The sequence below is a fragment of the Niveispirillum sp. genome (assembly GCF_017996735.1).
In the GTDB taxonomy this organism is placed as follows: Bacteria; Pseudomonadota; Alphaproteobacteria; order Azospirillales; family Azospirillaceae; genus Niveispirillum.
This window is the reverse complement of the sequence record NZ_JAGOGJ010000104.1, coordinates 1-23645: the sequence shown is the minus strand read 5'-3', so window position 1 is coordinate 23645 and position 23645 is coordinate 1. Positions and strand designations below refer to the sequence as shown.

The window sequence follows — 23645 nt, the reverse complement described above, 5'->3', positions numbered from 1 at the left end:
GGTCACAGCCCATTACAACCGTCCGTATTGGAGGTGCTGCGATGCTTCTCTATATGTAGTGGCAACATCCGGCGCTGAAGGAGTTCGCAATGCTTGAGAAAAGAAACCCGTCGAAGGCCGGGCTCGCCCAGGCCTATTCCCTGTCCAAGCGCGGGGAAGGCCCGAACCCGATCGACATCCATGTCGGCCAGCGCCTGCGCCTGCGCCGCACCCTGCTGGGCCTGAGCCAGGAAACCCTTGGCGAGGCGGTGGGCATCACCTTCCAGCAATTGCAGAAATATGAGCGCGGCGCGAACCGTATCAGCGCCAGCCGCCTGTTTAACCTGTCCCAGGTTCTGGGTGTGCCTGTGACCTTCTTCTTTGATGATCTGCCAGCGTCGGAATCCTCCCTGGTTGCGGACGAGCCCAGCGAGACGCAGGAATTCGAGAGCATGGCCCGGCGCGAGACGCTGGAACTGGTGCGCGCCTATTACCGGATTCCTGAGGAATCGGTGCGGCGCCGTACATTCGAGTTGGTGAAGACGCTGGCCGGCGATCCGGAAGACAGCGTCAAGGCCGGCTGATCGGCCACGTCCGACAGACGGGCGCCGGAAATGTCGGGTTGGCTGGCCGCCGTCGTGGTGGCCAGCCAGTCACGTTTCAGATCGATCGACCAGTAGTAGAACGCCCGTGACAAAGCGTGGTGCAACCCGGCCTTCCCGTCCAGAAAGCCGAGATGCCAGAGATAGGCATGCAGGAAGGCCAGCAGCGGCCGACCCGGCAGCCGGGCAAGCAGCCGCTTGGCCAGGCGTCGCCCCCCCCGCTCCCCCGCTATCAGGGTCGCCGTCCTGCCGCTACCGGCCAACGCCGCCTCCCAGTCCGAATAGCGGTTATGCCGCTCGAACCAAGCCGCCGGCGGCTTGGCATCATTATGGATCAAGCTGGCGGTCAGGTGGCCGACGGTGCCATCGACCATGGGCTGATAATGTCCCTCCACCTCCCACATGCGGGACACATGCAGGTCGGGGCAGATGGGGAACCGGGCCCGGCGGCGGTGCAGCAGGGCGATTTTCCGGTAAGGGGTGCCATGGCGCAGCAGACGGCCCAGCCAGACGGGGCGGCTGTCCACGAAATAGGCGCTGTGACGCGGCGCCGACTCCATCAATGTGCCAATCTCTACAACCAGTTGGGGAGTGATATATTCGTCCGCATCGACGAACAGCACCCAGTCGTGACGGATGCCGGGATGTGACAGGCACCATTGTTTCTTTTTTGGATACATCCCGTTCCAGCGAAAGGAAATCAGTTCCGCCCCCTTCGCGGTGGCGATGGCGGCGGTTCCGTCATCGCTGTGGCTATCCACCACCACGACCTGGGCGAAGGCGGTCAGCGGGGCCAGGCAGCGTGCGATGTTCGCCGCCTCGTTCCGGGTCATCACGATGACGCTGACGGGGATGGGGCCTTCCATCACAATCCCCGGCGATAGGCGTGAAGGGCAACCAGCAAAAACAGCCCCAGCCCCAGCCCGGCCAGCGTGCCGGCGGGGATCAGCGGTACGGGGTTGGGCCAGTCGGCAAGGGCCGGGGCGGCCGGCGGTTCCAGCAGGTCGGCGGCATAGGGCAGGCCCACCTCCAGCATCATCAACGTCTCCTCCTGCTCCGACACCATGCCGGTCAGTTGACGCGAGCGGTCCAGGTTGGAGAGACCTGTCAGGCGGGCGTTGACATGTGTCATTTCCGCGCGCAGCCGCCGGGCGGCCTCTTCCCGCAGATGCGATTCCGTTGCGGCATGCAGGCGGGACAGCAGCAGCAGCGCGAAATCCCGTTTCTCATGCCGGTAGACAAGACGGCGCAGCGGCCCTTCATTCACCGCCTCCACCGCCAGTTCCTTTTTCAGCAGGCGCGACAGGTCGACCGCGTCGGGCGGTGCCCAACTCTCATACCCGGCCAGCCAGCGCAGCGAACGGACCAGGGTCGGTCCCATGCCGGTGGGGGGACGCCAGTGCCCGGCCTCCTTGTCCCAGGCATCCTCGAACAGGCCCCGCATCACCACCGTGTCGGCGGTCAGCCGTTCAGCCACGGGCACGGAGGTGAGAAGGGCCAGATATCGGGCGAAGTCTGACACAACCTCTTCGGCCGATCCCTGTTCGGCGATGCCGCGGCCGGCGGCCGGGGACAGGGCGGGCGTGCGGGGTCCCATGGCGGCAGGGCCGCTGCGCCCCGGCGGACCCACCACCATGCTGACCGTATAGCGGGGGGTGACCAGATGCAGGGCCAGAACGGTCAGCCCCAGCCCGGCCAGGGCCCAGGCCAGAATCCGCCGCCATTGACCGGCCAGGACGCGCAGCAATTCGCCCATGCCGGGCGTTTGCGTGTCCAACCTTGGCGCGAAACCATCGGGCATCTCGGTGGGCCTGCCTGCACTTGTCTTCACCGAAAAGGAGAATGACTCAGATACTAATGCCGGTAAAGGCTTGCATAGGCCCGGCCGATTGCCAGGGAGAGGAGAAGGGAGAAACAGAGATACTTGAAACTTGTGTGCAGGAAAGCTCCCAGCAGCAGCGACGGCGCTATGGCCAGCAGCAGCATGGGCATGTCCCGGGCCGCACGGGCCAGCAAACCCGTCAGCAGGCCGGCCAGCCCCAGCATCAGCGCCAGCCCCAGCGCCCCCAGTTTCAGCAGGAAATAGCTGGCGGCGCTGTGCGTATAGGAAACGCGCCACCAGCCGACGGCGGGGTTGGGCACCAGCGCCCCCCAGCCATCGCCGATCAGAAAGGCCAGCGGATCGCGCCCCACCTGATCCAGCACGGCCAGCAACTCGTCGATGCGATTGTTCAGACCCACATTCTCCGTCTTGTCGGCCAGCAGGGCCGCGACCCCGGCCACCCGCGCCCCGATCCCGATCAGGGCGGCGGAGGCCAGCAGGAACAGGGTGATGAACAGGGCCGGCCGGCGCCAGAGCCAGCGCCCCATGCCCAGCCCCAGCGCCAGCAGCGACAGGATCAGGCCTGCCCGGTGCAGGGTTGCCGCCTGGGCCAGCAGGCAGGAAAGGCACCCCGCCGCCGCCAGCAGCGCCTGCGCCCATTCGCCCCTTGTCGGCTGAGGCAACAGCAGCCAGCGCGTGGCGCGCAGGCCCAGCCAGACAGAGGCGAAGGGGACCAGGGCGCTGTTCAGCAGGTAATAACGCCCTTCGCCAAGGGGCGACGTCCCTACCGCCGAGAGGGCCATGCCGGCATCATGCCACCAGCGCAGGGTGAAAAGCACCCCGGCGGCGGCGGCCGCATCGGCCAGCCGGTCGGAACGATCCGGGGACAGCCGGCCCAGAATCGGGGCCAGCAGCAGCGGCAGGGCCAGGAACAGCATGGGCACGATGTCGCGCATCATGTCCGTCAGGCCCCAGCCGTTCCAAAGGCCGCGCATGAAACCCTGCCACAGCAGCCAGACCATGATGGCCGAGCCGGCGGCCAGCGGTGCCGGTGCCCGCGCCACCTCCAGCCCCGCGAAGAACCGCCAGGGGCCTGCGATGCCCGTGAACAGGGCGATGCCGGCAAAGACCAGCAGTTCCTGTGGCCGGATGCCCGGCGGCGCGGGGGCCGACGCGGCGCCATAGGCCAGAACGGACACGGCGAAGGCCCACAGCCGCCCGTCCGCGCGCCAATCCACCCGCATGCCGCGATCCTCGCCCCAATCCCGCAATTTCGCCATTGTGCCATGGCGAAGGCGCTGGACAAGGGGGTAGGGGCGGGGCCAAGAATTCCCGCCATGACACATCTGACCGACATTATCACCCTGCCCCATGGCCGCCCCGGTACTACCCGGCGCCTGACCATCCACCGTTTCGGCACGGGTGATGGACCCAAGGCCTACATCCAGGCGGGGCTGCATGCCGGGGAATTGCCGGGTCTGGTGGTGGCCCGCCATCTGCTGGATCATCTGACCCGTCTGGATGCCCAGGGCCGGGTGAAGGGGCAGGTGGTCCTGGTGCCCATGGCCAATCCCATCGGACTGGATCAGGTGCTGCTGGGCGGGCATGTCGGGCGTTTCGATCTGGCGTCTGGCGTCAATTTCAACCGGGCCTTCGCCGATCTGGCCGATAGCGTCAGCGCGGCGTTGCGGCCGGGTGACCTGAAGGCCGACGCCGACGCCAATGGCCGCCTGATCCAGCGGGCGCTGGCCACGGCCGCCGCCGCGTTGCAGCCCCGGACGGAGGCCGACGCGCTGCGCAAGCTGCTGCTGTCCCATGCGGTCGATGCCGATATCGTGCTGGACCTGCATTGCGACAGCGAGGCCGTGATGCATCTTTACACCACGCCCGCCTGCTGGCCGCTGGGCGTCGCCGATCTGGCGGCCCGGCTGGAGGCGAAGGCGGTGTTCCTGGCCGACCAGTCGGGTGGGCAGCCGTTCGACGAGGTCTGTTCCACCCCCTGGGACCGGCTGCGCGCCCGCCATGGCGGCCCGGACACGCCCATCCCCGTCGGCTGTTCCGCCGTCACGGTGGAGTTGCGCGGGGAGGCGGATGTGGATGAGGGACTGGCCGCCGCCGACGCCGCCGCCCTGATCGACCATCTGGCCTGGCGTGGCATCATCGATGGCCCGGCGCCGGCTGTGCCCGACCTGTACGATCTTGCCACACCGCTGGCGGGGGTGGACCGGGTGCGGGCACCGGTGGGCGGTGTCGCGCTCTATCATGTCCCGTTGGGCGCGTCGGTGCGGGCCGGCGATCACGTCGCCACCATCCTGGACCCGGCCACGGGCGACCGCCACCCCTGCCACGCCCGGTCCGACGGCCTGGTCTGGTCGCGCACCCAGTGCCGCTATGCCGGCCCCAACGACATCCTGCTCTGCATCGCGGGGCGGGAGGTGCTGGTGACCTCTGGCCCTCTGCTGACGGCGTAGCACGCGTGTCAGTAAATCCTGACGGGTCAGGATTTACTGACTTCGGCGGCATGGGCCGCCGCCGCGCCCGTCGGCGCGGATACAGAGGTCAGGCGTTCCCGACCTCTGTATAACTTTATTGCCCGCGAAATCGCGGTTGCGCCATGTCATGAGGTGTCATGTCGCAGGCTTGGAAAAGCCGGCGGCGCGGTCTAGTTTCCTGACATATCCCCCGTATCATCCAGGCAGCGTCATGAACATGTCCCTGAACAGCTACCGTAACGGTCCCGACGAACACGGGCATTTCGGCATTTTCGGGGGCCGTTTCGTGGCCGAAACGCTGATGCCGCTGATCCTGGACCTGGAAAGGGCCTATAACGAGGCCCGCCAGGACCCCGCCTTCCATGCCGAGCTGGCCGGTTACCTGAAGCAGTTCGTGGGCCGTCCGAGCGTGCTGTACCATGCAGAGCGCCTGACCGATCATTTCGGTGGCGCAAAGATTTATCTGAAGCGCGAAGAGCTGAACCATACCGGCGCGCACAAGATCAACAACTGCATGGGCCAGATCCTGCTGGCCAAGCGGATGGGCAAGACCCGCATCATCGCCGAGACCGGGGCCGGCCAGCATGGCGTGGCCACGGCCACCGTCTGCGCCCTGATGGGCATGCCCTGCACCATCTATATGGGCGCCACCGACATTGCGCGTCAGGCACCCAACGTCTTCCGCATGAAGCTGCTGGGGGCGGAGGTGAAGCCGGTGACCAGCGGGGCCGCCACCCTGAAGGACGCAATGAACGACGCGTTGCGCGACTGGGTGACGAATGTGCATGACACGTTCTACATCATTGGTACCGTCGCCGGTCCGCACCCCTATCCGGCTATGGTCCGCGATTTCCAGAACATCATCGGCGAGGAGACCCGCCAGCAGATGATGGAAATGGAAGGCCGCCTGCCCGACATGCTGGTCGCCTGCATCGGCGGTGGCTCCAATGCCATGGGCCTGTTCCATCCCTTCCTGGATGAACCGACCGTGCGTATGGTGGCGGTGGAGGCCGGGGGCCACGGGCTGGATGTGCCCAACGGCCATGCCGCCAGCCTGAAGGGTGGCCGCCCCGGCGTGCTGCACGGCAACCGCACCTATCTGTTACAGGATGAGGATGGGCAGATCCTGGAGGGTCATTCCATCTCCGCCGGCCTGGATTACCCTGGCATCGGGCCGGAACATGCCTGGCTGCACGATATCGGCCGCGTCGAATATGTCAGCGCTACCGATAAGGAGGCGCTGGACGCCTTCCAGTTGCTGGCCAGGCTGGAAGGCATCCTGCCGGCCCTGGAACCCAGCCACGCACTGGCTGTGGTGGGCAAGCTGGCGCCCACCCTGTCCAAGGACACGCTGATGGTGCTCAACCTGTCCGGACGGGGCGACAAGGATATCTTCACGATCGGCAAGGAACTGGGCGTCGCCCTGTAATACCCGTCCGCCTGAGGGTTGACCTTCAAGCGGACGGGAGCCCGGCATGGAATTTGTTCCCGACTTGTTCTGATCCTGATGGCACGGTATCCTCCGTCCCCGACCCGTGACGGAGTGTGCGTGCCGTGCCGCTTGACCTGATCTCCCTTCTGGCCGGTGCCGCTGGCGGTGCCCTGATCGCCTTCCTCTGGCTGCGGCAGGGCACGGCGACCTTGCGCGCCGAACGGGAGGGACTGCTGGCGGAGCGGGAGCGCGACCGCCATCATATTGGTGAACTGCGCGGTGAACTGTCGCAGCGTGACGGGTTGCTGGCCGACCTTCGCCGTCAGATGCAGGCCGAATCGGCGCGTCGGGCGGCGGCCGAAACGCAGGCGGCGCGTGTGCCCCGTCTGGAAGAGGCATTGTCGGTGGCCCGCGACGAACAGGCAGACTTGCAGACCGCCCTGGCGGAGACGCGCACCGCGCTGGACCATGAACGCCGCGCGCATGAGGATAAGCTGGCCCTGCTGGACCAGGCACAGGCCCGCCTGGCGGATGCCTTCAAGGCCCTGTCGGCCGACGCGCTTTCCGCCAATAACCGCGAATTCCTGACCCTTGCCCAGGCACAGTTCGACAAGTTCGGGGAAGTGGCGAAGGGCGATCTGGAAAAGCGCGGGGCCGCCATCGACGCCCTGGTCACCCCCATCCGCGATCATCTGGCCAAGTTCGGGGAGGCGGTCCAGGGCATCGAACAGGCCCGCATCGGCGCCTATACGGAGTTGAAGACCCAGGTGGCCCATCTGATGGAAAGCCAGGGGCAGCTTCGGGCCGAAACCGGCAATCTGGTCAGGGCGCTGCGCAGCCCGGCCACGAGGGGCCGGTGGGGGGAAATCCAGTTGAAGCGGGTCGTGGAAATGGCCGGCATGCTGGACCATTGCGATTTCCACGAACAGGCCAGCGTCAATGGCGCTGATGGCAACCGCCTGCGCCCCGACCTGATCGTGCGGCTGCCGGGTGGCAAAAGCATCGTGGTCGATGCCAAGGCGCCGCTGGAGGCGTTTCTGGACGCCACCCATGCCGGCGATGACGAAACCCGCCTGACCCACCTGTCCCGTCACGCCCGCCATATCCGCGACCACATGAAGGCCCTGGGCGAAAAGCGCTATTGGGCGCAGTTCGATCCGGCCCCGGAATTCGTGGTGCTGTTCCTGCCGGGGGAGAATTTCTTCTCCGCCGCCCTGGAACAGGATCCCGGTCTGATCGAGGCCGGCATCGACCAGTCGGTGATCCCCGCCACCCCCACCACCCTGATCGCGCTGTTGCGCGCCGTCTCCTATGGCTGGCGGCAGGAGGCCCTGGCCCGCAACGCCCAGGCCATCAGCCAACTGGGCCGCGAACTGCATGAAAGGCTGGCCACTATGGCCGACCATATGGCCAAGGTGGGCAAGGGGCTGGGCGGCGCGGTCAACAGCTACAACGCCGCCGTGGCGTCGCTGGAGACAAGGGTGATGGTGACGGCGCGCCGGTTCAAGGAACTGAAGGCCACATCGGGCGGGGAGTTGCCGGAACTGTCCCAACTGGACCATGCCCCGCGCCTGCCGGTGCCGGACGACACCAACGCGCATCATTCATGACCGTTGGTAGGGCGGCGACCGCCGCCGCGCGGCCCGTGCCGCGTGAATCCAAGCCGTTGGCATGTTGGCGCCGGCGCCGGAGTCCCTGAAAACAGTGACCATCGGTCAAAATGTCTGACCGCTGGTCTCTGCGCCGTCTGGCCGCTCTGTTAGGCACGGGTGGAACCTGTCCGACCGTGCCTGTGTAATTTCTTTGAAACTTCTTTTGCAGCGGCAAGGGTGACATGGTCCCTTGTCCACCCCCGCTCACCCCGATCGTCGCAGTCCCCCGGAGCCGTCGACATGGATTTTTTCCGCCGCTTCAATTTCCTGGTTTGTGCCCCCGCCTTTGAGGCCGATGAACTGGAAGGCACAAGGCTGCATGATATCATCAGCGAGGTGCAGCGCCTGGGCTTCGAGGTGACGAAGGCCCGCCGGGTCGAAGATGCCGAACTGGCCATCCGCACCGATGCCGCCATCGGCTGCATGGTGCTGGACTGGGGCAAGCGCGGGCCGGAGGGCAAGGCCGCGGCCCTGATCTCCCTGGTGCGGGCGCGCGGGCTGGAAATGCCCATCGTGCTGCTGGTCCGCCGCAAGCGGCTGGAGGATATCCCGGTCGAGGTGATGCGGGAGATCGACGGCTATGTCTTCCTGGCCGAGGAGACGCCGCAATTCATCGCCAAGAACCTGATCAGCCGCCTGCGTCAATATGCGGAAAGCCTGAAGACGCCCTTCTTCGGCGCGCTGGTGGATTATGCCGAGGAAGGCAACCAGATGTGGACCTGCCCCGGCCACAATGGCGGCATCTTCTACAGCCGCAGCCCCATCGGCCGCATTTTTGTTGAACATCTGGGTGAGGCGATTTTCCGCGACGATCTGGACAATTCCGTCGTCGATCTGGGCGATCTGCTGGTGCATGAGGGGCCGGCCCTGCGTGCGCAGAAGGAAGCCGCCAAGATTTTCGGGGCGGAGCGCACCTATTTTGTGTTGAACGGCACCTCGGCGTCGAACAAGGTGGTGCTGGGCGCCCTGGTGGCCGAGGACGACCTTGTCCTGTTCGACCGCAACAACCACAAGGCCGCCCATCACGGCGCCCTGCTGCTGGGCCAGGGCACGCCCATCTTCCTGGAAACCGACCGCAACGCCCATGGCCTGATCGGCCCCATCGATTACGAGGCGCTGGACGAGGAAAAGATCCGGGAGAAGATCCGCACCAGCCCCTGGGTGAAGGACCCGGATGCCTGGAAGAAGCCCCGCCCCTTCCGCGTGGCCGTGATCCAGCAATGTTCCTATGACGGCACCATCAACAATGCCGACCTGCTGGTCGAAAAGCTGGGCCCGCTTTGCGATTACATCCTGTTCGACGAGGCCTGGGCCGGCTTCATGAAGTTCCACCCGCTGTTCCAGGGCCGCTATGGCATGGGGGTGAAAAATCTGGGTCCCGACAGCCCCGGCATCATCACCACCCAATCCACCCACAAGCAGCTCGCCAGCTTCAGCCAGGCTTCGCAGATCCATGTGAAGGACAAGCATATCGGGGATATCGAACGGCGGGTCGAACATCGCCGCTTCAATGAAAGCTTCCTGCAGCACGCTTCCACCAGCCCGTTCTATCCCATCTTCGCCTCGCTGGATGTCGGCGCGCAGATGATGAAGGGCAAGTCGGGTGAGGTTCTGTGGGACGACACGATCCGCCTGGGCATCGAAACCCGCAAGAAGCTGCGCGCCATCGCGCGGGAATTCATCGACAAGGAAAGCGATGCCGCCCGCCAATGGTTCTTTGACCCGTTCGTGCCCGATGTGACCCGCTTCGAGGGGCGCGATGTGCGGTGGGAGGATGTGCCGACAGACGAGCTGGCGCGCGACCCGTCGCACTGGATGCTGGAACCGGGCCGCAACTGGCATGGGTTCAGCCATCTGGGCCCCAACTATGCCATGACCGACCCCAATAAGCTGACCATCCTGACCCCCGGTTTCGACCGGCGCACCGGTGCCTATCTGGATCAGGGGGTGCCGGCACCGGTGGTGGCCGAATATTTACGTGAAAACCAGATCGTCCCGGAAAAGAACGACCTGAATTCGCTGTTGTTCCTGCTGACGCCCGGCGTGGAAAGCAGCAAGGCCGGCGGGTTGATGAGCGCCTTGATCTTCTTCAAGCGGCTGCATGACGATAATGCCCTGCTGGACGAGATCATGCCCGATTTCGTGCGCCGGCGGGCGCCGCGCTATAATGGCGTGCGCCTGGGCGACCTGTGCCGCGACATCCATGCCTTCTATCGCGACCACAATATCAGCGCCCTGCAGCGCGCCCAGTTCCGGCCCGAACATCTGCCGGAAATGGCCATGCTGCCGCACAAGGCGGCCAAGCAACTGGTGCGCAACAAGGTGGATTTTGTGACCCTGGACCAGTTGGAAGGCCGCATCGCCACGACCCTGATGCTGGTCTATCCGCCCGGCATCGCCACCATCCTGCCGGGCGAGCGGCTGACGGAACGGGCCAAGCCGATGATCGATTACCTGAAAGTGTTCGAGAAGGGGGCCAACCTGTTCCCCGGTTTCGACAATGAAATCCAGGGCGTCTATCGCAAGCAGGATGCCGACGGCCGTATCCGCTTCTATACCTATGTTGTGCGGGAGTAGCGGATTGGGAGCAGTGTCCACCGTCACCCGGCATTGACGGGTGACAGTGGACACTGATCAGGGACGCCACCGGGATTACGCGGCGGTGACCAACCGTGGCGCCAGATACCGGATCAGGGCCAGAGCGTCGGGCGGCGGTTGGCGTTCGATGCGGCGATAGTCGCGGCAGTCCAGGGTACGGCTGACCAGCCCCTGTTCCACCATCTCCCGCCGCAGCAGCGCAAAATCACGGAAAGTATGCATGCCGTCCAGCAGGCGGCTGATCCCCTGTTCCGTCAGGCTCTCCCGCGCCGGCAGGCGCGACCACATCACCCAGAGGCAGGTGGCCTGTTCGTTGAACTTGTTGGGCCAGCGGATCAGCCGTCCCGCCCCATCGAAATGGCGCAGCAGCCGGCGGACACGGGCAAAATCCACTTCCGGCACGGGGGTCGGCGCCGGGCCTGGATTCTCCAGCCGGTCCAGGGCCGCAGCCTGGGCGCGGTAATGCTGGAAATTGCGATACCCGGCACCGCGGGCCAGCATGTTCAGCAGGCTGACATGTCCCGGCCGCTCCTCATGGGCTTCCAGTTGTGATTTCAGTGATTTGGCCAGGGCGCTGATATCAGCGACCTGGAAGGGCAAAAGCTCTCTCGACATGGGTCAACATCCCGCATGGCACGCCTTTATCCGGATGGAACCGTCGGTGGTCGCCAACTTGCCGACGCGGCACGCCTTGGGGCTGTGACGGTCGATAAAAAACTGAATGGCAGGTTTAGCGGCCCCGTAAGGGGCTGGCGACGCCTGGGTTATCTGCCGACCTTGACCGGATGCTAGCACGGGTGCGGGATGGAGAACCAGCGGGATCGTTCAGGTGGGCATCACCGTCATGGTGGCCGTGTCGTCGCCCTTGGCACGGGCATCGTCCAGCATGTGGCCGCTGACGCGGAAACACAGGGTTTCGGCAATGTTGGTGGCGTGGTCGCCGATCCGCTCCAGGTTCTTGGCCGCGAACAGCAGATGGGTGCAGGCCGTGATGCGGGCCGGGCTTTCCATCATATAGGTCAGCAGTTCACGGAACAGGGCGGTATAGGCGCGGTCGATATCCGCATCCCGTTCCCGCACCGCCATGGCGGCCCCGGCGTCGTCGCTGTCATAGACCTTCATGACATCGGCCAGCATGTCGGCCACGGCGCGGCCGATGGGCATCATGGACCGGGCCAGGGCCACCTCCGGCTGCGACTGCAAGGTCATGGAGCGTTTGGCGACATTGGCGGCGAAATCGCCGATTCGCTCCAGATTGTTGGCGATGCGCAGGCCGGCGATGACGACACGCAGGTCGTTAGCCTTGGGATGGCGCAGCACCAGCAGGCGCACCACCTGTGCCTCCACCTTCTGTTCCAGCGTATCCAATTGCATGTCGCGGGCCATGACCCGGCCGGCCAGGTCCGCGTCGCGGTCGATCATGGCGCAAACGGCGTCGGTGATCTGCTCACCCGCCAGCCGGCCCATTTCCCGGACCAGATCGTGAAGGATATCGAGCTGTTCATCGAAGGCGGTGACGATATGCCGGGTGGGCACGACGTTGACATTTTCGTCCACAGAACTGACTCCGGCGATGATTACAGGGGTGAGTGTCAAGAAACCATCTAACACAAATGCCCCGGCCTGTGGCACGTTCAAGAAAAGTTCATCTTGTTCGCAATGGTTGCCATCCATCATGACACCGCACGAGTTGCTCGCCGTCATTGACAAGCATGAACGCTGGCTGAAGCGGCTGACCGGTGGCGCCCGCGCCATGCTGGCCCTGGCGGACCTGCAGGGACATAATTTTGCCGGCGCCAATCTGCAGAATTCCAAACTGTCGGGGGCCAACCTGTCGGATTGCGACTTCACCGGCGCCAATCTGACGGCGGCCGACCTGTTCGCGGCCCGCCTGACCCGTGCCATCCTGGTGAATGCCAACCTGACCAATGCCGACATGCGCGGCGCGCATCTGCGCGGTGCCCGGTTGAAATGTGCCATCCTGCGCGGGGCCGATCTGCGCGGCGGCGCCCTGCTGGACCGGCGGGCGCCCAGCAATGTGAAGATGGAACCATCCGACCTGCGCGGCGCGGACATGGATGACGCCACCTTGTCCAACGCCAATCTGGCCGGTGCCGACCTGTCGGAATGTTCCCTGGTGGGGGCGGACTGTTCCGGCGCCCAGATGGCCGGGTGCAACATGGCCCGGTCAGTGATGAAAAGCGCCAATTTCGCTGGCTGCGACATGCGGGGCGTCAATCTGAACAGCGCCAATCTGACGGGCGCCCGCCTGCGCGATGCCAATCTGGCCGGCGCGGTGCTGGCCGGCGCCAATCTGCGCAACGCCGACCTTCAGGGGGCCAACCTGGAAGGGGTGGACCTGTCCAATGTCGACATGCTGGGCGCCAATTTCAGCCGCTCGGCCGAAACCTTCTCTGCCTCCATCCAACGCATATTGACCCAGCATCAGGCCTGGATCACCAGCAATGGCGACAAGGGGGAACGGGCCGATCTGGAAGGGCAGGACCTGTCGCATATCGATCTGAATGGGGCCAACCTGGGCGGGGCCAATCTGAAAGGTGTGAATTTTTCAGGCGCCAAGCTGCGCGACTGTCTGTTCGTGATGGCCGACCTGTCGGGTGCCGCCCTCAACTTTGCCGACCTGACGGGGGCGACGCTGGACGGGGCCAACCTGCGCGGCAGCAACCTGTCCGGCGCCAAGCTGGACAATGCGAAGATCGGGTCGGTGGAGATCAAGGGGCCCAACGGTCGTGGCACGGGCCGGAAATGGCCGGCCAACCTGTCCAACACCATCATGATCCAGGCCAGCCTGTCCCGCGCCTCCATGCGCGGGGTGAACCTGAGCGGGGCCGACCTGCGCGGGGCCGACCTGACCGGCGCCAATCTGCTGGATGCCAATATCCGGGGGGCCAATCTGGCAGAGGCCGTCACGACCGGGGCCAGCATGCCCGCCCCCGACGAAGATGATGATTTCGCCTGATCCGGATCAGGGGGACAGGACGGAGATGCCCCGTCCCGCGATCTGGCCATGGTCCACGACCCGGTTGCGACCTTGGCGTTTGGCCTCGTACAGGGCGCTGTCGGCGGCCTGATACAGTTGTTCCCACCGCATGCCATCCCTTCCGGCCACGGCCAGCCCCAGGCTGGCCGTGATGCCGATGGCATGGTCCTGATACCCTACGGACTGCTGACCGATCCGCAGACGAAAACCGTCCGCGATGCTGTTGGCCTGTGACGCCACCGCTGGCAGGAACAGCACAAACTCCTCCCCACCCACGCGGGCGGCCAGGTCTTGCGATCGCTGGGCCTGACCCAAGGTGCGTGCCGTGGCCATCAGGACCGCATCGCCCGCCGCGTGGCCGAAACGATCATTAACCTGCTTGAAATGGTCGATATCCAGGATCACCAGGGCGTCACCGGACCGGATAAGGGTGGGCAACCGTGCCTCCAGCCATCGGCGGTTGCCGATCCCGGTAAGGCTGTCGATCTCGGCCGCCTGCCGCAGGCTGCGTTCCGCCCGATCGGTGGCAAAGCCGTAGACAAGCACCGCGATGCCAAAATTTCCCAGAATCTGAAAGGCGAAACCATGCGCGATCCAGTCCACATAGTCGGCCCGGTCCGGGATGACGGCCGCCACGACGGCAAAGGCGATGGCGCAGGCGGACAGAACGGCGGCAAGCGGAAGGCGGGACGGCAACGGGTCGGTCCGGTGATCGCGCCATACGGCCCAGCATGCGGCCATCAGATATCCGCCGGCCTGCAGGTGGAACAGACATGATCGTATGCGGTCATCGGTGTGAAAACCCGTTACCAGGGCCGCCACCGTAAACAAGGCCGGCGGTATCAGGACCATCCATGCCAGCCGTACCGGCTTTTGCTGGCTGAGCGCCACGATGCCCAGAAAGATCAGGCCATAGCCGATGGTGCCGATATCAAAACTGGTCAATGTCCAGAATTCCAGGGGCAGAAGCCCGGCTGCCCCCCGTCCTGCCAGGGTTGATCCCACGACCAGCAGAAAAAAACCGCCGGTCAGCGTGATCAGGCCACGCTGGTCCCTTGACTGTCTGCGCAAATGCAGAAAAGCCAGCGCGCCGACGATGAGGGAGGATTTATGAACCTCCAGGATGGTGATGATATCCAGGGGAAACATCAGTCTTTCCGTCGGGACAGGCGGCAACGGCTGTGTTGGGTCATAGCATGACGACCCATGTATGTCTTCCATTTGTACTAAGCCTAATGAATAGAGCAGCTCTGGGTAGTGGCGGGCTTGCGGACCACCGTTCCCGGCAGGTCCGCAGACTGGTACAAATCCTACCAATCATGCACCGTCTTGAACGCTGCGTTGCATCCAGGCCGCCGGCCGGAAGGTCGCGCCCGCTTGCCGTGCGGGGGTCCTGCCGCTATGCTCCGCCATCACGTAACAAAGTGACCGTAAAGCCACCCCCGTCTTTGCGGTTCGATCCTTGACCCCCAGGTGAGTGACCATGGCCCGCACCCTTTATGACAAGATCTTCGACAGCCACACCGTCCATCGTCAGGAGGACGGCACCGCCGTGCTGTATATCGATCTGCATCTGGTGCATGAAGTGACGAGCCCGCAGGCCTTCGAAGGCTTGCGCATCGCCGGGCGTCAGGTCCGCCAGCCCAAGAAGACCCTGGCCGTGGCCGACCATAATGTGCCAACCAGCAAGGATCGTCTGGCCGGCATCAAGAACGAGGAAAGCCGCATCCAGGTGGAGCAGCTTGCCATCAACGCCAAGGAATTTGGCGTTGAGTATTTCGACATGAGCGATATCCGCCAGGGCATCGTGCACGTGGTGGGGCCGGAGCAGGGCGTGACCCAGCCGGGCATGACCATCGTTTGCGGCGACAGCCATACCGCCACGCATGGCGCCTTCGGCGCGCTGGCCTTCGGCATCGGCACGTCGGACGTGGAACATGTGCTGGCCACGCAGACGCTGCTGATCAAGAAGTCCAAGAACATGCTGGTGAAGGTGGATGGCGAACTGCCGCCCGGCGTCACCGCCAAGGATCTGACCCTGGCCGTGATCGGCGCCATCGGCACCGCCGGCGGCACCGGCTATGTCATCGAATATGCGGGTCAGGCGTTCCGCGACCTGTCGGTCGAAGGCCGCATGACGGTCTGCAACATGGCCATCGAGGCGGGCGCCCGCGCCGGCCTGATCGCCCCGGACGAAAAGACGTTCGAGTATCTGCGTGGCCGCAACCGCGCGCCGCAGGGGGCCGATTTCGATCGTGCGGTCGAATACTGGAAGACCCTGCCCACCGACGAGGGTGCGGTCTATGACAAGGTCGTGGAACTGAACGCCGCCGATATCGTGCCGCTGGTTACCTGGGGCACCAGCCCGGAGGATGTGGCCCCCATCACGGCTTCCGTGCCCAGCCCGTCCGATTTCAAGGACCCGCACAAGGCCAAGGCGGTGGAACGCTCGCTGGCCTATATGGGCCTGACGCCGGGCACGCCGCTGTCGCAGGTGCCGGTGCAGAAGGTGTTCATCGGTTCCTGCACCAACAGCCGTATCGAAGATCTGCGCGCCGCCGCCGACGTGGCCAAGGGCCGCAAGGTGGCCGATGGCGTCTATGCCATGGTCGTGCCCGGTTCCGGGCTGGTGAAGAAGCAGGCCGAGGAAGAAGGCCTGCACACGATCTTCACCGAGGCCGGTTTTGACTGGCGTGAGCCCGGCTGCTCCATGTGCCTGGCCATGAATGACGACAAGCTGAAGCCCGGCGAGCGCTGCGCCAGCACGTCGAACCGTAATTTCGAAAGCCGCCAGGGCCCCGGTGGCCGCACCCATCTGGTCAGCCCCGCCATGGCCGCCGCCGCCGCCATCAAGGGCCACCTGACGGACGTGCGCAGCCTGTAAGGGCCGTCGGGTTTGAATATGAAAAAGGGGGCGTCCCTTGGCGGGGCGCCCCCTTTTTTATATCCGGTTGTCCGGCCGGCGGCCGGGGTGACCGGGGATCAAAGGTCCAGCACGTCGTCCATCGAATAGACACCCGGCGCCTTGCCGGCGGCCCACAGGGCGGCGCGGACGGCACCCCGGGCAAAGATGGCGCGGCTGCCGGCCTTGTGGGACAGTTCCAGGCGCTCGGCCTCCGTCGCGAAGATGACGGTGTGATCACCCACCACATCGCCGCCGCGCAGGGTGGCGAAACCGATGTCACCGACCTTGCGCGCACCGGTGTGCCCGTCGCGCACGGCATCCTTCACATCGGCCAGATCGACGCCACGGCCGGATGCTGCGGCGCGGCCCAGGGCCAGTGCGGTGCCGCTGGGTGCGTCCACCTTGTGCCGATGGTGCATCTCCACCACTTCGATATCCCAGTCAGGGCCCAGGGTCGCGGCCACCTTGCGCACCAGACCGGCCAGCAGGGTGACACCCAGGCTGAAATTCGCGGCCACGACCAGGGGGGCCTTGGTCGCGGCTTCGGTCAGCCTGGCATGGTCGTCGGGCGACAGGCCGGTCGTGCCGACAATCAGGGCCGTGCCATGGCGTGCGGCAAGGGCCGCATGGGCGACGGTGGCGGCCGGGGCGGTGAAGTCGATCACGGCGTCGCTGACCGCGAACAGCGCGTCCGCGTCATCGGTGAGGGCGACGCCAACGGGATCGGCGCCGATCAGGGTGCCCAGATCGCGGCCGATGGCGGCGGAACCAGGCCGTTCGGTGGCGCCCGACAGGGTAGCGTCCTTGTTGCCCAGCACCTCGCGGATCAGCATCTGACCCATGCGGCCGCTGCCGCCCACGATCCCGATACGCATCCTTATCCCCTGTCTCTCAAAACCGAATGGGCAGAACGGATAGCATGCCGGGCGCCTGGGATCAGCCCCCGGAAAGGCAATCCACCAGTGAGCGCAGGTTGAAGCGCATCAACTGGCCGTAAAGTTCCGCCCCATCCGCGATGCTGGCCCCTTCGGGGTCCAGCACGCCGGTGCGCGCCTTTGTTCCCTGGGCCAAGGTGCGGACCAGGGCGGGTTCGAATTGCGGTTCGGCAAAAACGCAGACGGCGCCGGCCTGATTGATGCGTTCACGCAGGGTCTTCAGACGGCCGGCCCCCGGCGGCTGGTCCGGCGAAACGGTAATCGCCCCGGCGGCGTTCAGGCCGTACCGGTCCTCCAGATAATGATAGGCATCGTGGAAAACGATGAAGGGCCGGTCCTTCAGCGGCGCCAGGGCCGCGCGCATCTCGGCGTCCAGCGTGTCCAGCGCCTGTTTCTGCCGGGTGGCGTTGGCCTGATAGGTGGCGGCGCGCGACGGGTCCAGCGCCGACAGGCGGGCGGCGATCAGGTCGGTGATCGCCTTGGCGTTCAGCGGGTCCAGCCAGACATGGCCGTCGCTGCCCAACTCCGCCTCGGGCCTTTCCTCATGCGTATGGTCATGGTCGTGCGCCTCCCACGCGCCGCCCTTGCGCACCGGCAGCAGCCGGACGGAGGGTTCATTGACCAGGGTCAGCACCTGCGCACCCTTGGCCAGGGTGGCAAGCGGCTTGTCCATGAAGGTTTCGACCGGTGATCCCGCCCAGACCACCAGTTCCGCCCCGGCCAGGGCCTTGGCATCCGATGGGCGCAGGGCGAAGGCGTGCGGGTTGGCAGCCCCGCGCACCAGCAGATATGGTTCCCCCACCCCCTGCATCACACCGGAAACCAGCGAATGCAGCGGCTTCACCGTCACCACCACGTCGGGCGGCGGTGCCGCGGCCAGGGCCGGTAATGCCAGAAAACCAGCCAGCAGAGCGGAAAGGGACAGGGAACGAAGCATGGACAGGAACCCGATACCGGAGGACTGATCTGCAAATGTGTTATAATGTAACGTTTGTCAAGGCGGCGGGCATGGCGTAAACCCTGCGACAGGCGCAGGGCAGCCCAGCCAGCATGCGCCGGAGGAACAGCACCTTGACCGTCCCCCCCTTACTGGAAGCCCGGAATATCAGCCTGACGCGCGGCGACCGTGCCGTTGTCGACAATGTCTCCCTGTCCGTGCGGCGGGGGGAGATTGTCACTTTGATCGGGCCGAACGGGGCCGGCAAGACCAGTCTGGTGAAACTGTGCCTGGGTCTGGTGAAGCCGGACAAGGGGGCGGTGACGCGGGCACCGGACCTGAATATCGGCTATATGCCGCAGCGCCTGTCGGTCGATGTCACGATGCCCATGCCGGTCGCGCGCTTCCTGTCGCTCTGGTCGCGCGCCACGCGCTCGGAAATGCAGGGTGTGCTGGAGGAGGTTGGGGCGGCCCATGCCATCGACCGGGCCATTCAGACCCTGTCGGGCGGGGAATTGCAGCGTGTGCTGCTGGCCCGCGCGCTGCTGCGCAAGCCGGACCTGCTGGTCCTGGATGAACCGGTGCAGGCGGTGGATGTACATGGGCAGATCGAGCTGTTCGAACTGATCGGGGCCATCCGCAACCGGCGCGGCTGTGGCGTGCTGCTGGTCAGCCATGATCTGCATCTGGTGATGGCGCGTACCGATACGGTGATCTGCCTGAACCGGCATGTCTGCTGTCAGGGCAAGCCGGAGGATGTGTCACGCCATCCCGAATATGTCGCGCTGTTCGGCCGGCATGCCGATGCGCTGGCCATCTATCACCACAGCCATGACCATTCCCATGCCGATGATGGCTGTGTGGTGCCGCCGGGGCGGGAACATACGTCCCACAGCGACCATCATGGCTGCGACCATGATCACCACCATCACGGTCACGACCACGGGGGGCACCGCCATGGATGATTTCCTGCTGCGCGGGTTGCTGGCCGGCATCGGGCTGGCGCTGGTGACGGGGCCGCTGGGCTGCGTCATCGTCTGGCGGCGCATGGCCTATTTCGGGGATACGCTGTCGCATTCGGCCCTGCTGGGCGTGGCCGTGGGCTTCCTGACGGGCATCGGCACCCAGACGGGCATCGTGCTGGTCTGTCTGGCCATCGCGCTGGCCCTGACCTTGTTGCAGGAACAAAGGCGGCTGGGCAGCGACACGCTGCTGGGCATCATCTCGCATTCCACGCTCAGCCTGGGCATGATCGCGCTGGCCGTGCTGGGCTCGGTGCGGGTGGACCTGCTGTCCTATCTGTTCGGCGATATATTGGCCGTGGGGGATGGTGACCTTTACGCCATCTGGGGCGGTGGGGCGCTGGTTCTGGCACTGCTGGCCTGGATATGGCGGCCCCTGCTGGCCCTGACCGTGGATGAGGATCTGGCGCGGGTGGAAGGGGTGCCGGTATGGCGCGTGCGCCTGGGCTTCACCCTGATGATCGCCATCATCATCGCGCTGGCTATGAAGATCGTGGGCATTCTGCTGGTCACGGCCCTGCTGATCATCCCCGCCGCCGCCGCCCGCCGCTTTGCCAAGGGGCCGGAGGGCATGGCGCTGCTGGCAGCCCTGATCGGGGCCGGGGCCGTCGCGGCGGGTCTGGCGGCGTCGCTGCAGGTGGATGTGCCCACGGGCCCGGCCATCGTGGCCGCCGCCGCCGCCTTCTTCTTGGTCAGCCAGGCGGTGCCGGCGCGGGGGTAATATCAGAAGGCTTTCGGCAGACCGGCCTGCTTCAGGACGCCATTTGCCGTGTGCTTCGACCTGATATCGCTATCCACGGGAAAATTCGTGTCGGACAGGGGGCTGTACCAGATTTCATGGTCGCCCTTGCCGCTGCGGACCCTGTGACATCCCGCCTGCTTCAGCATCTTCTTCAGCAAGGGAGAGAAGTCGGTCATCCATGCCCGCTGCGGAAATGTTCCAGCCGTTTGGCCTGGATGCGTACCGGCAGGTCAGCGCCTGGAACATAGTCGAGTTTGTGCCGGTTCAGCGACACAAGCTCCGGCACCAGGACGGAAAGCTTGTCCCGCATGGCTTCCACCGTGGCAGCCTCCGCCACCAACCCTGGTACGTCGCTGTCTTCGACGTACCATATTGCAGCTTCTGCATCCCACTCGATGGTGACGTTGAACGTCTGCTGCACCTGATGCCTCTTTACCGTCGCGCCCTGTGGCACATATTGGGAAAGGATGGTGCTTTTCGGGTGCCGCTTCAATCCACAAAAAGAAACCCCCGCCGCCCAGGCAGGGGCGGCGGGGCAAGGCACTCTGGAGAGAGGAACTAAACACAGGTTCGGGTGCCGCCCCCGGTTCCGGTGCCGCCATTGAAGGGGCGGGCAGGCGGGACCGGAAGACCGGGGGCGGGCTTCCCATCTATCGCGGGCCGATGGCGGATGGGGCGTCCAGGATCATCGGCGTGGCCAGTGCTTTGGGGTGGGAGGGGGCACCGGCCTGCGATATTGCTTTTACGCAACACGCAAACAGTTCCTGTCGCGCGACCCGAATTTTTATTTTTAGGTCCGGCCGTGTGCTCTCGCCATCCGCGACAGGGATTTGCCCCATGGCCCGTGGAAGGAGCATGCTGGCGACGAAGCGGCTTCCGTCACCGCTGGACCTGCCGGGGCGTGATGCCCGGGGGTCCGGTACGGCCGGACGGGATCGACATAAGGATACGCAGGTGACCGTGACCGGTATGGCTCTTGCGGAACCCATGGTGGATGACGACACCCTGTTGGCGCGGATCGCCGGCGGGGACCGGGGGGCGTTTACGCTGTTGGCTACACGCCACAGCGCCCGCGCCCTGTCCGTGGCCCAACGCGTCCTGAACAACGCGGCGGAAGCGGACGAGGTGGTGCAAGAGGCCTGGGTCAAGGTCTGGACCAAGGCCGGCCAGTGGGAAGCGGGCGGCTCCGCACGTTTTTCCACATGGCTGCACCGGGTCGTCGTCAACCTGTGTATCGACCGTCGCCGTAAACAGGGGTTCGAGGCGTTGGAAGACGCCCCGGAGGTGCCTGATCCGACGCCGGCTGCCGGAACGCTGATCGCGCGACGGCAGATGTCGGAAACCATTGCGGCGGCCCTGGCCGGGCTGCCGGAACGGCAAAGGGTGGCCGTCTCTCTTTGCTATTATGAGGAAATGAGTGCCGCCGAGGCCGGGCGGATGCTGGACCTGTCGGTGCCGGCGGTGGAATCGCTGCTGGCCCGTGCCCGCCGCGCCCTTCGGGGCCGGCTCACCGCCCTGGGGATCACGGGCGTTGGGGAGAATGAAGAATGAGGGAACCGAATAGCCGCGCAGGCGGGCAGGAGGCCATGGGGATGGCCGCCTTCCAGGCCCTGCTGGAACAATATGGGGCCGAGCCCAGGCGATGGCCCGACGAACAGCGCATTCAGGCCCAGGCCCTGCTGGCGGTGTCCATGCAGGCGCGGGCTGAACAGCATCGCGCGGCCCTGCTGGACGCGATGCTGGATCGGCTGGACGTGCCGGTGATCAGCGATGAACGCGTTGCCCGTGTTGTGGCCGGCGCGCTGGCCGATCTGCCCGTGCCGGGGCTGGCCCCGCGGCGTCCCCCTTTTACGCGTCGCGTCGCGGAAATGCTGGGCGCCTGGCGTCAGGTCTGGCCGCGTGCCGCCGGCCTTGCGGCTTGCACCGCTGCCGGCATTCTGGTCGGCGCCTTCACGCCTGTCGCTTCCACCGGCAGCATGGGCGGCGAGGGCGCGGCCACGATCGTAACCGCGACCACCGCCGGTGACCTGCCCAGCGCGATGTTCACCCCTTCCGCCCTGGAAAGCCTGTTCCAATGACCCGCCAAAGACTGATTCAGACCGCGCTGCTGGCGTCGGTCGGCCTGAACCTTTTCCTGGTCGGCACCATGGTCCCGCGCTGGCTGGCCCCGAAGCCGCCCCATGGTGAAAGAATGGGGATGATAGGGCCGGAAGGCCCGGGGGGCCCCGGGGGCTTCGGTGGTCCCCTGTTTGCCATGCGCCGCATGCTGGATGATCTGCCTGAGGCTGATGCCGCGATCCTCAAGGATCATTTCGGTACCGACATGGAAAGGTTCACCGACAAGGCTAAATCATTCCGGGATCGTATTGATAAACTGCGGGACCTGATGCAGGCCGATCCGTTTGATCCGGTGGCGCTGCGGACCGAACTGGAAAGCGCGGCTGCCGAGCGTCAGGCGATGGAAAAGGCGCAGACCGACAGCATTATCGAGGTTCTGGGCAAATTGTCCCCGGAAGGACGCCGCCGTCTGGCAGAGATGCGACCGGCCCGCATGATGATCAATGAACGCCGCCTGCATGGTGGGCCCGACGTGCCGCCACCGCCTCCGGGCGGCATCCCGCTGGACCGCGAGCGTGCGCCCATGGCGGCCCCGCCACCCCCGCCGCCGGGGGAGGATAGATAGGGTCGGATGTCCCGGACAGGGGGGCGGCTTGTGTCAGCCGGCCTTCCTGTCCGTCAGGTCATCGCCGCTGTTGGCGGGTTCCGGCGGTTCGGTCGCATCTGCCGGGGCCGACATTTCTTCCGCCGGCGTCTCCACCGGTTCGGTGGCCAGCAGAAGGGGTTCGGCTTCCGCAACCGGTTCCTGTGGTGCCGGATCAGGCACGGGGGCGGCCAGCATGGCGGTGGCAGCAACGGCCTGACGGCGGCGGATGGCGCCTTCGAAACTGGCGCCGGTGGCGATTTCCAGCAGGGTCTGGACCACATCGCCCTGAACAGTGGAGCCGTTGAGGATAAACACCTCCTCGGCGTTGATCTCTCCCCGCACCTGACCATGCACACGCACCGTCGCGGCCAGGATATGGCCGTTGACCGTGCCCGTGGCGCCGATGATCAGCTTGGCACAGCGTATGTCGCCATCGACGGTGCCTTCGACATGCACTTCGCCCGGTGTGTCCAGATCGCCCGTCACCCGCATGTCGCGGCTGACGATGGAGGGCATGGGGCGGTCGGACGCGCCGCCGCCATTGCCGCCCGTGGGGCGGCTGGCGGGCTTGGCCGTGCTGTCGATACGTTCCTTAACCTTCGCAAACATGCCGTCCCCTCTCCATGAAGCGCAGCGGGTTCACGGGCTTGCCTTCCACCAGCACCTCGTAATGCAGATGCGGGCCGGAACTGCGGCCACTGTCGCCCAGCGTGCCAACCTGCCGGCCAGGGTCCAGCATTTCGCCGTCCTTAACCATGATTTTCTTCATGTGGGCATAGCGTGTGCGGACGCCCAGCCCGTGATACACCTCCACCATATGGC

24 protein-coding genes are annotated in these 23645 nt (G+C 65.5%); 12 read left to right on the top strand and 12 right to left on the bottom strand.

The window, feature by feature from the left end; genetic code table 11:
• The first annotated feature begins 89 nt into the window (after positions 1-89).
• A complete protein-coding gene (locus tag KBA48_RS24410; RefSeq protein WP_292911314.1) occupies positions 90-563 on the top strand; it encodes a helix-turn-helix domain-containing protein in 474 nt (157 codons plus the stop codon).
• Here the strand turns inward: KBA48_RS24410 and KBA48_RS24405 are convergent.
• The 3 genes from KBA48_RS24405 to KBA48_RS24395 are packed head-to-tail and all read right to left on the bottom strand — an operon-like array spanning position 470 to position 3683.
• Positions 470-1447, bottom strand: a complete 978-nt coding sequence (locus tag KBA48_RS24405; RefSeq protein ID WP_292911313.1) for a glycosyltransferase family 2 protein — start codon at positions 1445-1447, stop codon at positions 470-472. The genes KBA48_RS24410 and KBA48_RS24405 overlap by 94 nt on opposite strands.
• Positions 1447-2382 (bottom strand): hypothetical protein, encoded by a 936-nt coding sequence (locus KBA48_RS24400; RefSeq protein ID WP_292911312.1) that lies wholly within the window; start codon positions 2380-2382, stop codon positions 1447-1449. Before KBA48_RS24400 ends, KBA48_RS24405 begins: the two co-directional genes overlap by 1 nt.
• Before the next feature lie 53 nt (positions 2383-2435).
• Positions 2436-3683, bottom strand: coding sequence for a hypothetical protein (locus KBA48_RS24395; RefSeq protein ID WP_292911311.1), 1248 nt, complete (start codon positions 3681-3683; stop codon positions 2436-2438).
• Between the two features lie 57 nt (positions 3684-3740).
• Between KBA48_RS24395 and KBA48_RS24390 the strand changes: the two genes are divergently transcribed.
• From KBA48_RS24390 to KBA48_RS24375, 4 genes are all read left to right on the top strand, one after another.
• The gene (locus tag KBA48_RS24390) at positions 3741-4874 is read left to right on the top strand and encodes a succinylglutamate desuccinylase/aspartoacylase family protein (protein WP_292911310.1); all 1134 of its coding nucleotides are present in this window, start codon (positions 3741-3743) and stop codon (positions 4872-4874) included.
• A 232-nt stretch (positions 4875-5106) separates the two neighbouring features.
• Positions 5107-6324, top strand: a complete 1218-nt coding sequence (gene trpB / locus KBA48_RS24385) for a tryptophan synthase subunit beta (RefSeq protein WP_292911309.1) — start codon at positions 5107-5109, stop codon at positions 6322-6324.
• Positions 6325-6449: 125 nt separating this feature from the next.
• Positions 6450-7937: a DNA recombination protein RmuC gene (gene rmuC, locus KBA48_RS24380; RefSeq protein WP_292911308.1), complete on the top strand. Its 1488-nt coding sequence runs from the start codon at positions 6450-6452 to the stop codon at positions 7935-7937.
• Between the two features lie 282 nt (positions 7938-8219).
• The gene (locus tag KBA48_RS24375) at positions 8220-10556 is read left to right on the top strand and encodes an Orn/Lys/Arg decarboxylase N-terminal domain-containing protein (RefSeq protein ID WP_292911307.1); all 2337 of its coding nucleotides are present in this window, start codon (positions 8220-8222) and stop codon (positions 10554-10556) included.
• A 75-nt stretch (positions 10557-10631) separates the two neighbouring features.
• On the opposite strand, the gene KBA48_RS24370 is transcribed toward KBA48_RS24375, so the two are convergent.
• Together KBA48_RS24370 and phoU are read right to left on the bottom strand one after the other, a co-directional pair.
• Positions 10632-11192, bottom strand: a complete 561-nt coding sequence (locus tag KBA48_RS24370; protein ID WP_292911306.1) for a DUF2087 domain-containing protein — start codon at positions 11190-11192, stop codon at positions 10632-10634.
• A 210-nt stretch (positions 11193-11402) separates the two neighbouring features.
• Positions 11403-12134: a phosphate signaling complex protein PhoU gene (gene phoU / locus KBA48_RS24365; RefSeq protein ID WP_292911305.1), complete on the bottom strand. Its 732-nt coding sequence runs from the start codon at positions 12132-12134 to the stop codon at positions 11403-11405.
• 118 nt (positions 12135-12252) lie between these two features.
• Here phoU and KBA48_RS24360 point away from each other — a divergent pair, with 118 nt between their 5' ends.
• Positions 12253-13557: a pentapeptide repeat-containing protein gene (locus tag KBA48_RS24360; RefSeq protein WP_292911304.1), complete on the top strand. Its 1305-nt coding sequence runs from the start codon at positions 12253-12255 to the stop codon at positions 13555-13557.
• A gap of 6 nt (positions 13558-13563) precedes the next feature.
• Here the strand turns inward: KBA48_RS24360 and KBA48_RS24355 are convergent, their stop codons facing one another.
• Positions 13564-14727, bottom strand: coding sequence for a GGDEF domain-containing protein (locus tag KBA48_RS24355; protein WP_292911303.1), 1164 nt, complete (start codon positions 14725-14727; stop codon positions 13564-13566).
• Positions 14728-15055: 328 nt separating this feature from the next.
• On the opposite strand from KBA48_RS24355, the gene leuC reads away from it, so the two are divergent.
• Positions 15056-16462: a 3-isopropylmalate dehydratase large subunit gene (leuC, locus tag KBA48_RS24350; RefSeq protein ID WP_292911301.1), complete on the top strand. Its 1407-nt coding sequence runs from the start codon at positions 15056-15058 to the stop codon at positions 16460-16462.
• A gap of 98 nt (positions 16463-16560) precedes the next feature.
• Here leuC and dapB read toward each other — a convergent pair whose 3' ends face one another.
• Positions 16561-17358: a 4-hydroxy-tetrahydrodipicolinate reductase gene (gene dapB, locus KBA48_RS24345; RefSeq protein ID WP_292911299.1), complete on the bottom strand. Its 798-nt coding sequence runs from the start codon at positions 17356-17358 to the stop codon at positions 16561-16563.
• A 61-nt stretch (positions 17359-17419) separates the two neighbouring features.
• Positions 17420-18355, bottom strand: a complete 936-nt coding sequence (locus tag KBA48_RS24340; RefSeq protein WP_292911297.1) for a zinc ABC transporter substrate-binding protein — start codon at positions 18353-18355, stop codon at positions 17420-17422.
• A 134-nt stretch (positions 18356-18489) separates the two neighbouring features.
• Here KBA48_RS24340 and znuC point away from each other — a divergent pair, with 134 nt between their 5' ends.
• Both znuC and KBA48_RS24330 read left to right on the top strand, forming a co-directional pair.
• Positions 18490-19320: a zinc ABC transporter ATP-binding protein ZnuC gene (gene znuC / locus KBA48_RS24335; RefSeq protein WP_292911295.1), complete on the top strand. Its 831-nt coding sequence runs from the start codon at positions 18490-18492 to the stop codon at positions 19318-19320.
• Entirely contained in the window at positions 19313-20098 is a 786-nt protein-coding gene (locus tag KBA48_RS24330; RefSeq protein WP_367273871.1) for an iron chelate uptake ABC transporter family permease subunit, read from the top strand. Before znuC ends, KBA48_RS24330 begins: the two co-directional genes overlap by 8 nt.
• Positions 20099-20100: 2 nt before the next feature.
• On the opposite strand, the gene KBA48_RS24325 is transcribed toward KBA48_RS24330, so the two are convergent.
• Both KBA48_RS24325 and KBA48_RS24320 read right to left on the bottom strand, forming a co-directional pair.
• Positions 20101-20295: a type II toxin-antitoxin system HicA family toxin gene (locus tag KBA48_RS24325; RefSeq protein ID WP_292911291.1), complete on the bottom strand. Its 195-nt coding sequence runs from the start codon at positions 20293-20295 to the stop codon at positions 20101-20103.
• Positions 20292-20540, bottom strand: coding sequence for a DUF1902 domain-containing protein (locus KBA48_RS24320; protein ID WP_292911289.1), 249 nt, complete (start codon positions 20538-20540; stop codon positions 20292-20294). Before KBA48_RS24320 ends, KBA48_RS24325 begins: the two co-directional genes overlap by 4 nt.
• Positions 20541-20974: 434 nt before the next feature.
• Here KBA48_RS24320 and KBA48_RS24315 point away from each other — a divergent pair, with 434 nt between their 5' ends.
• Genes KBA48_RS24315 through KBA48_RS24305 form a run of 3 tightly spaced genes read left to right on the top strand, consistent with a single transcriptional unit; the run spans position 20975 to position 22802 of the window.
• Entirely contained in the window at positions 20975-21670 is a 696-nt protein-coding gene (locus KBA48_RS24315; protein WP_292911287.1) for an RNA polymerase sigma factor, read from the top strand.
• Entirely contained in the window at positions 21667-22197 is a 531-nt protein-coding gene (locus KBA48_RS24310; protein ID WP_292911285.1) for a hypothetical protein, read from the top strand. The genes KBA48_RS24315 and KBA48_RS24310 overlap by 4 nt, the downstream gene beginning before the upstream one ends.
• On the top strand, positions 22194-22802 hold the full coding sequence (locus KBA48_RS24305) for a periplasmic heavy metal sensor (RefSeq protein WP_292911283.1): 609 nt from the start codon (positions 22194-22196) through the stop codon (positions 22800-22802). The genes KBA48_RS24310 and KBA48_RS24305 overlap by 4 nt, the downstream gene beginning before the upstream one ends.
• A gap of 33 nt (positions 22803-22835) precedes the next feature.
• Here the strand turns inward: KBA48_RS24305 and KBA48_RS24300 are convergent, their stop codons facing one another.
• Complete coding sequence (locus tag KBA48_RS24300; RefSeq protein ID WP_292911281.1) at positions 22836-23432, bottom strand: polymer-forming cytoskeletal protein; 597 nt, start codon at positions 23430-23432, stop codon at positions 22836-22838.
• Positions 23416-23645 (bottom strand): M23 family metallopeptidase (locus tag KBA48_RS24295; protein ID WP_292911279.1); only part of this gene is annotated, 230 nt, incomplete at its 5' end. The genes KBA48_RS24295 and KBA48_RS24300, both read right to left, overlap by 17 nt.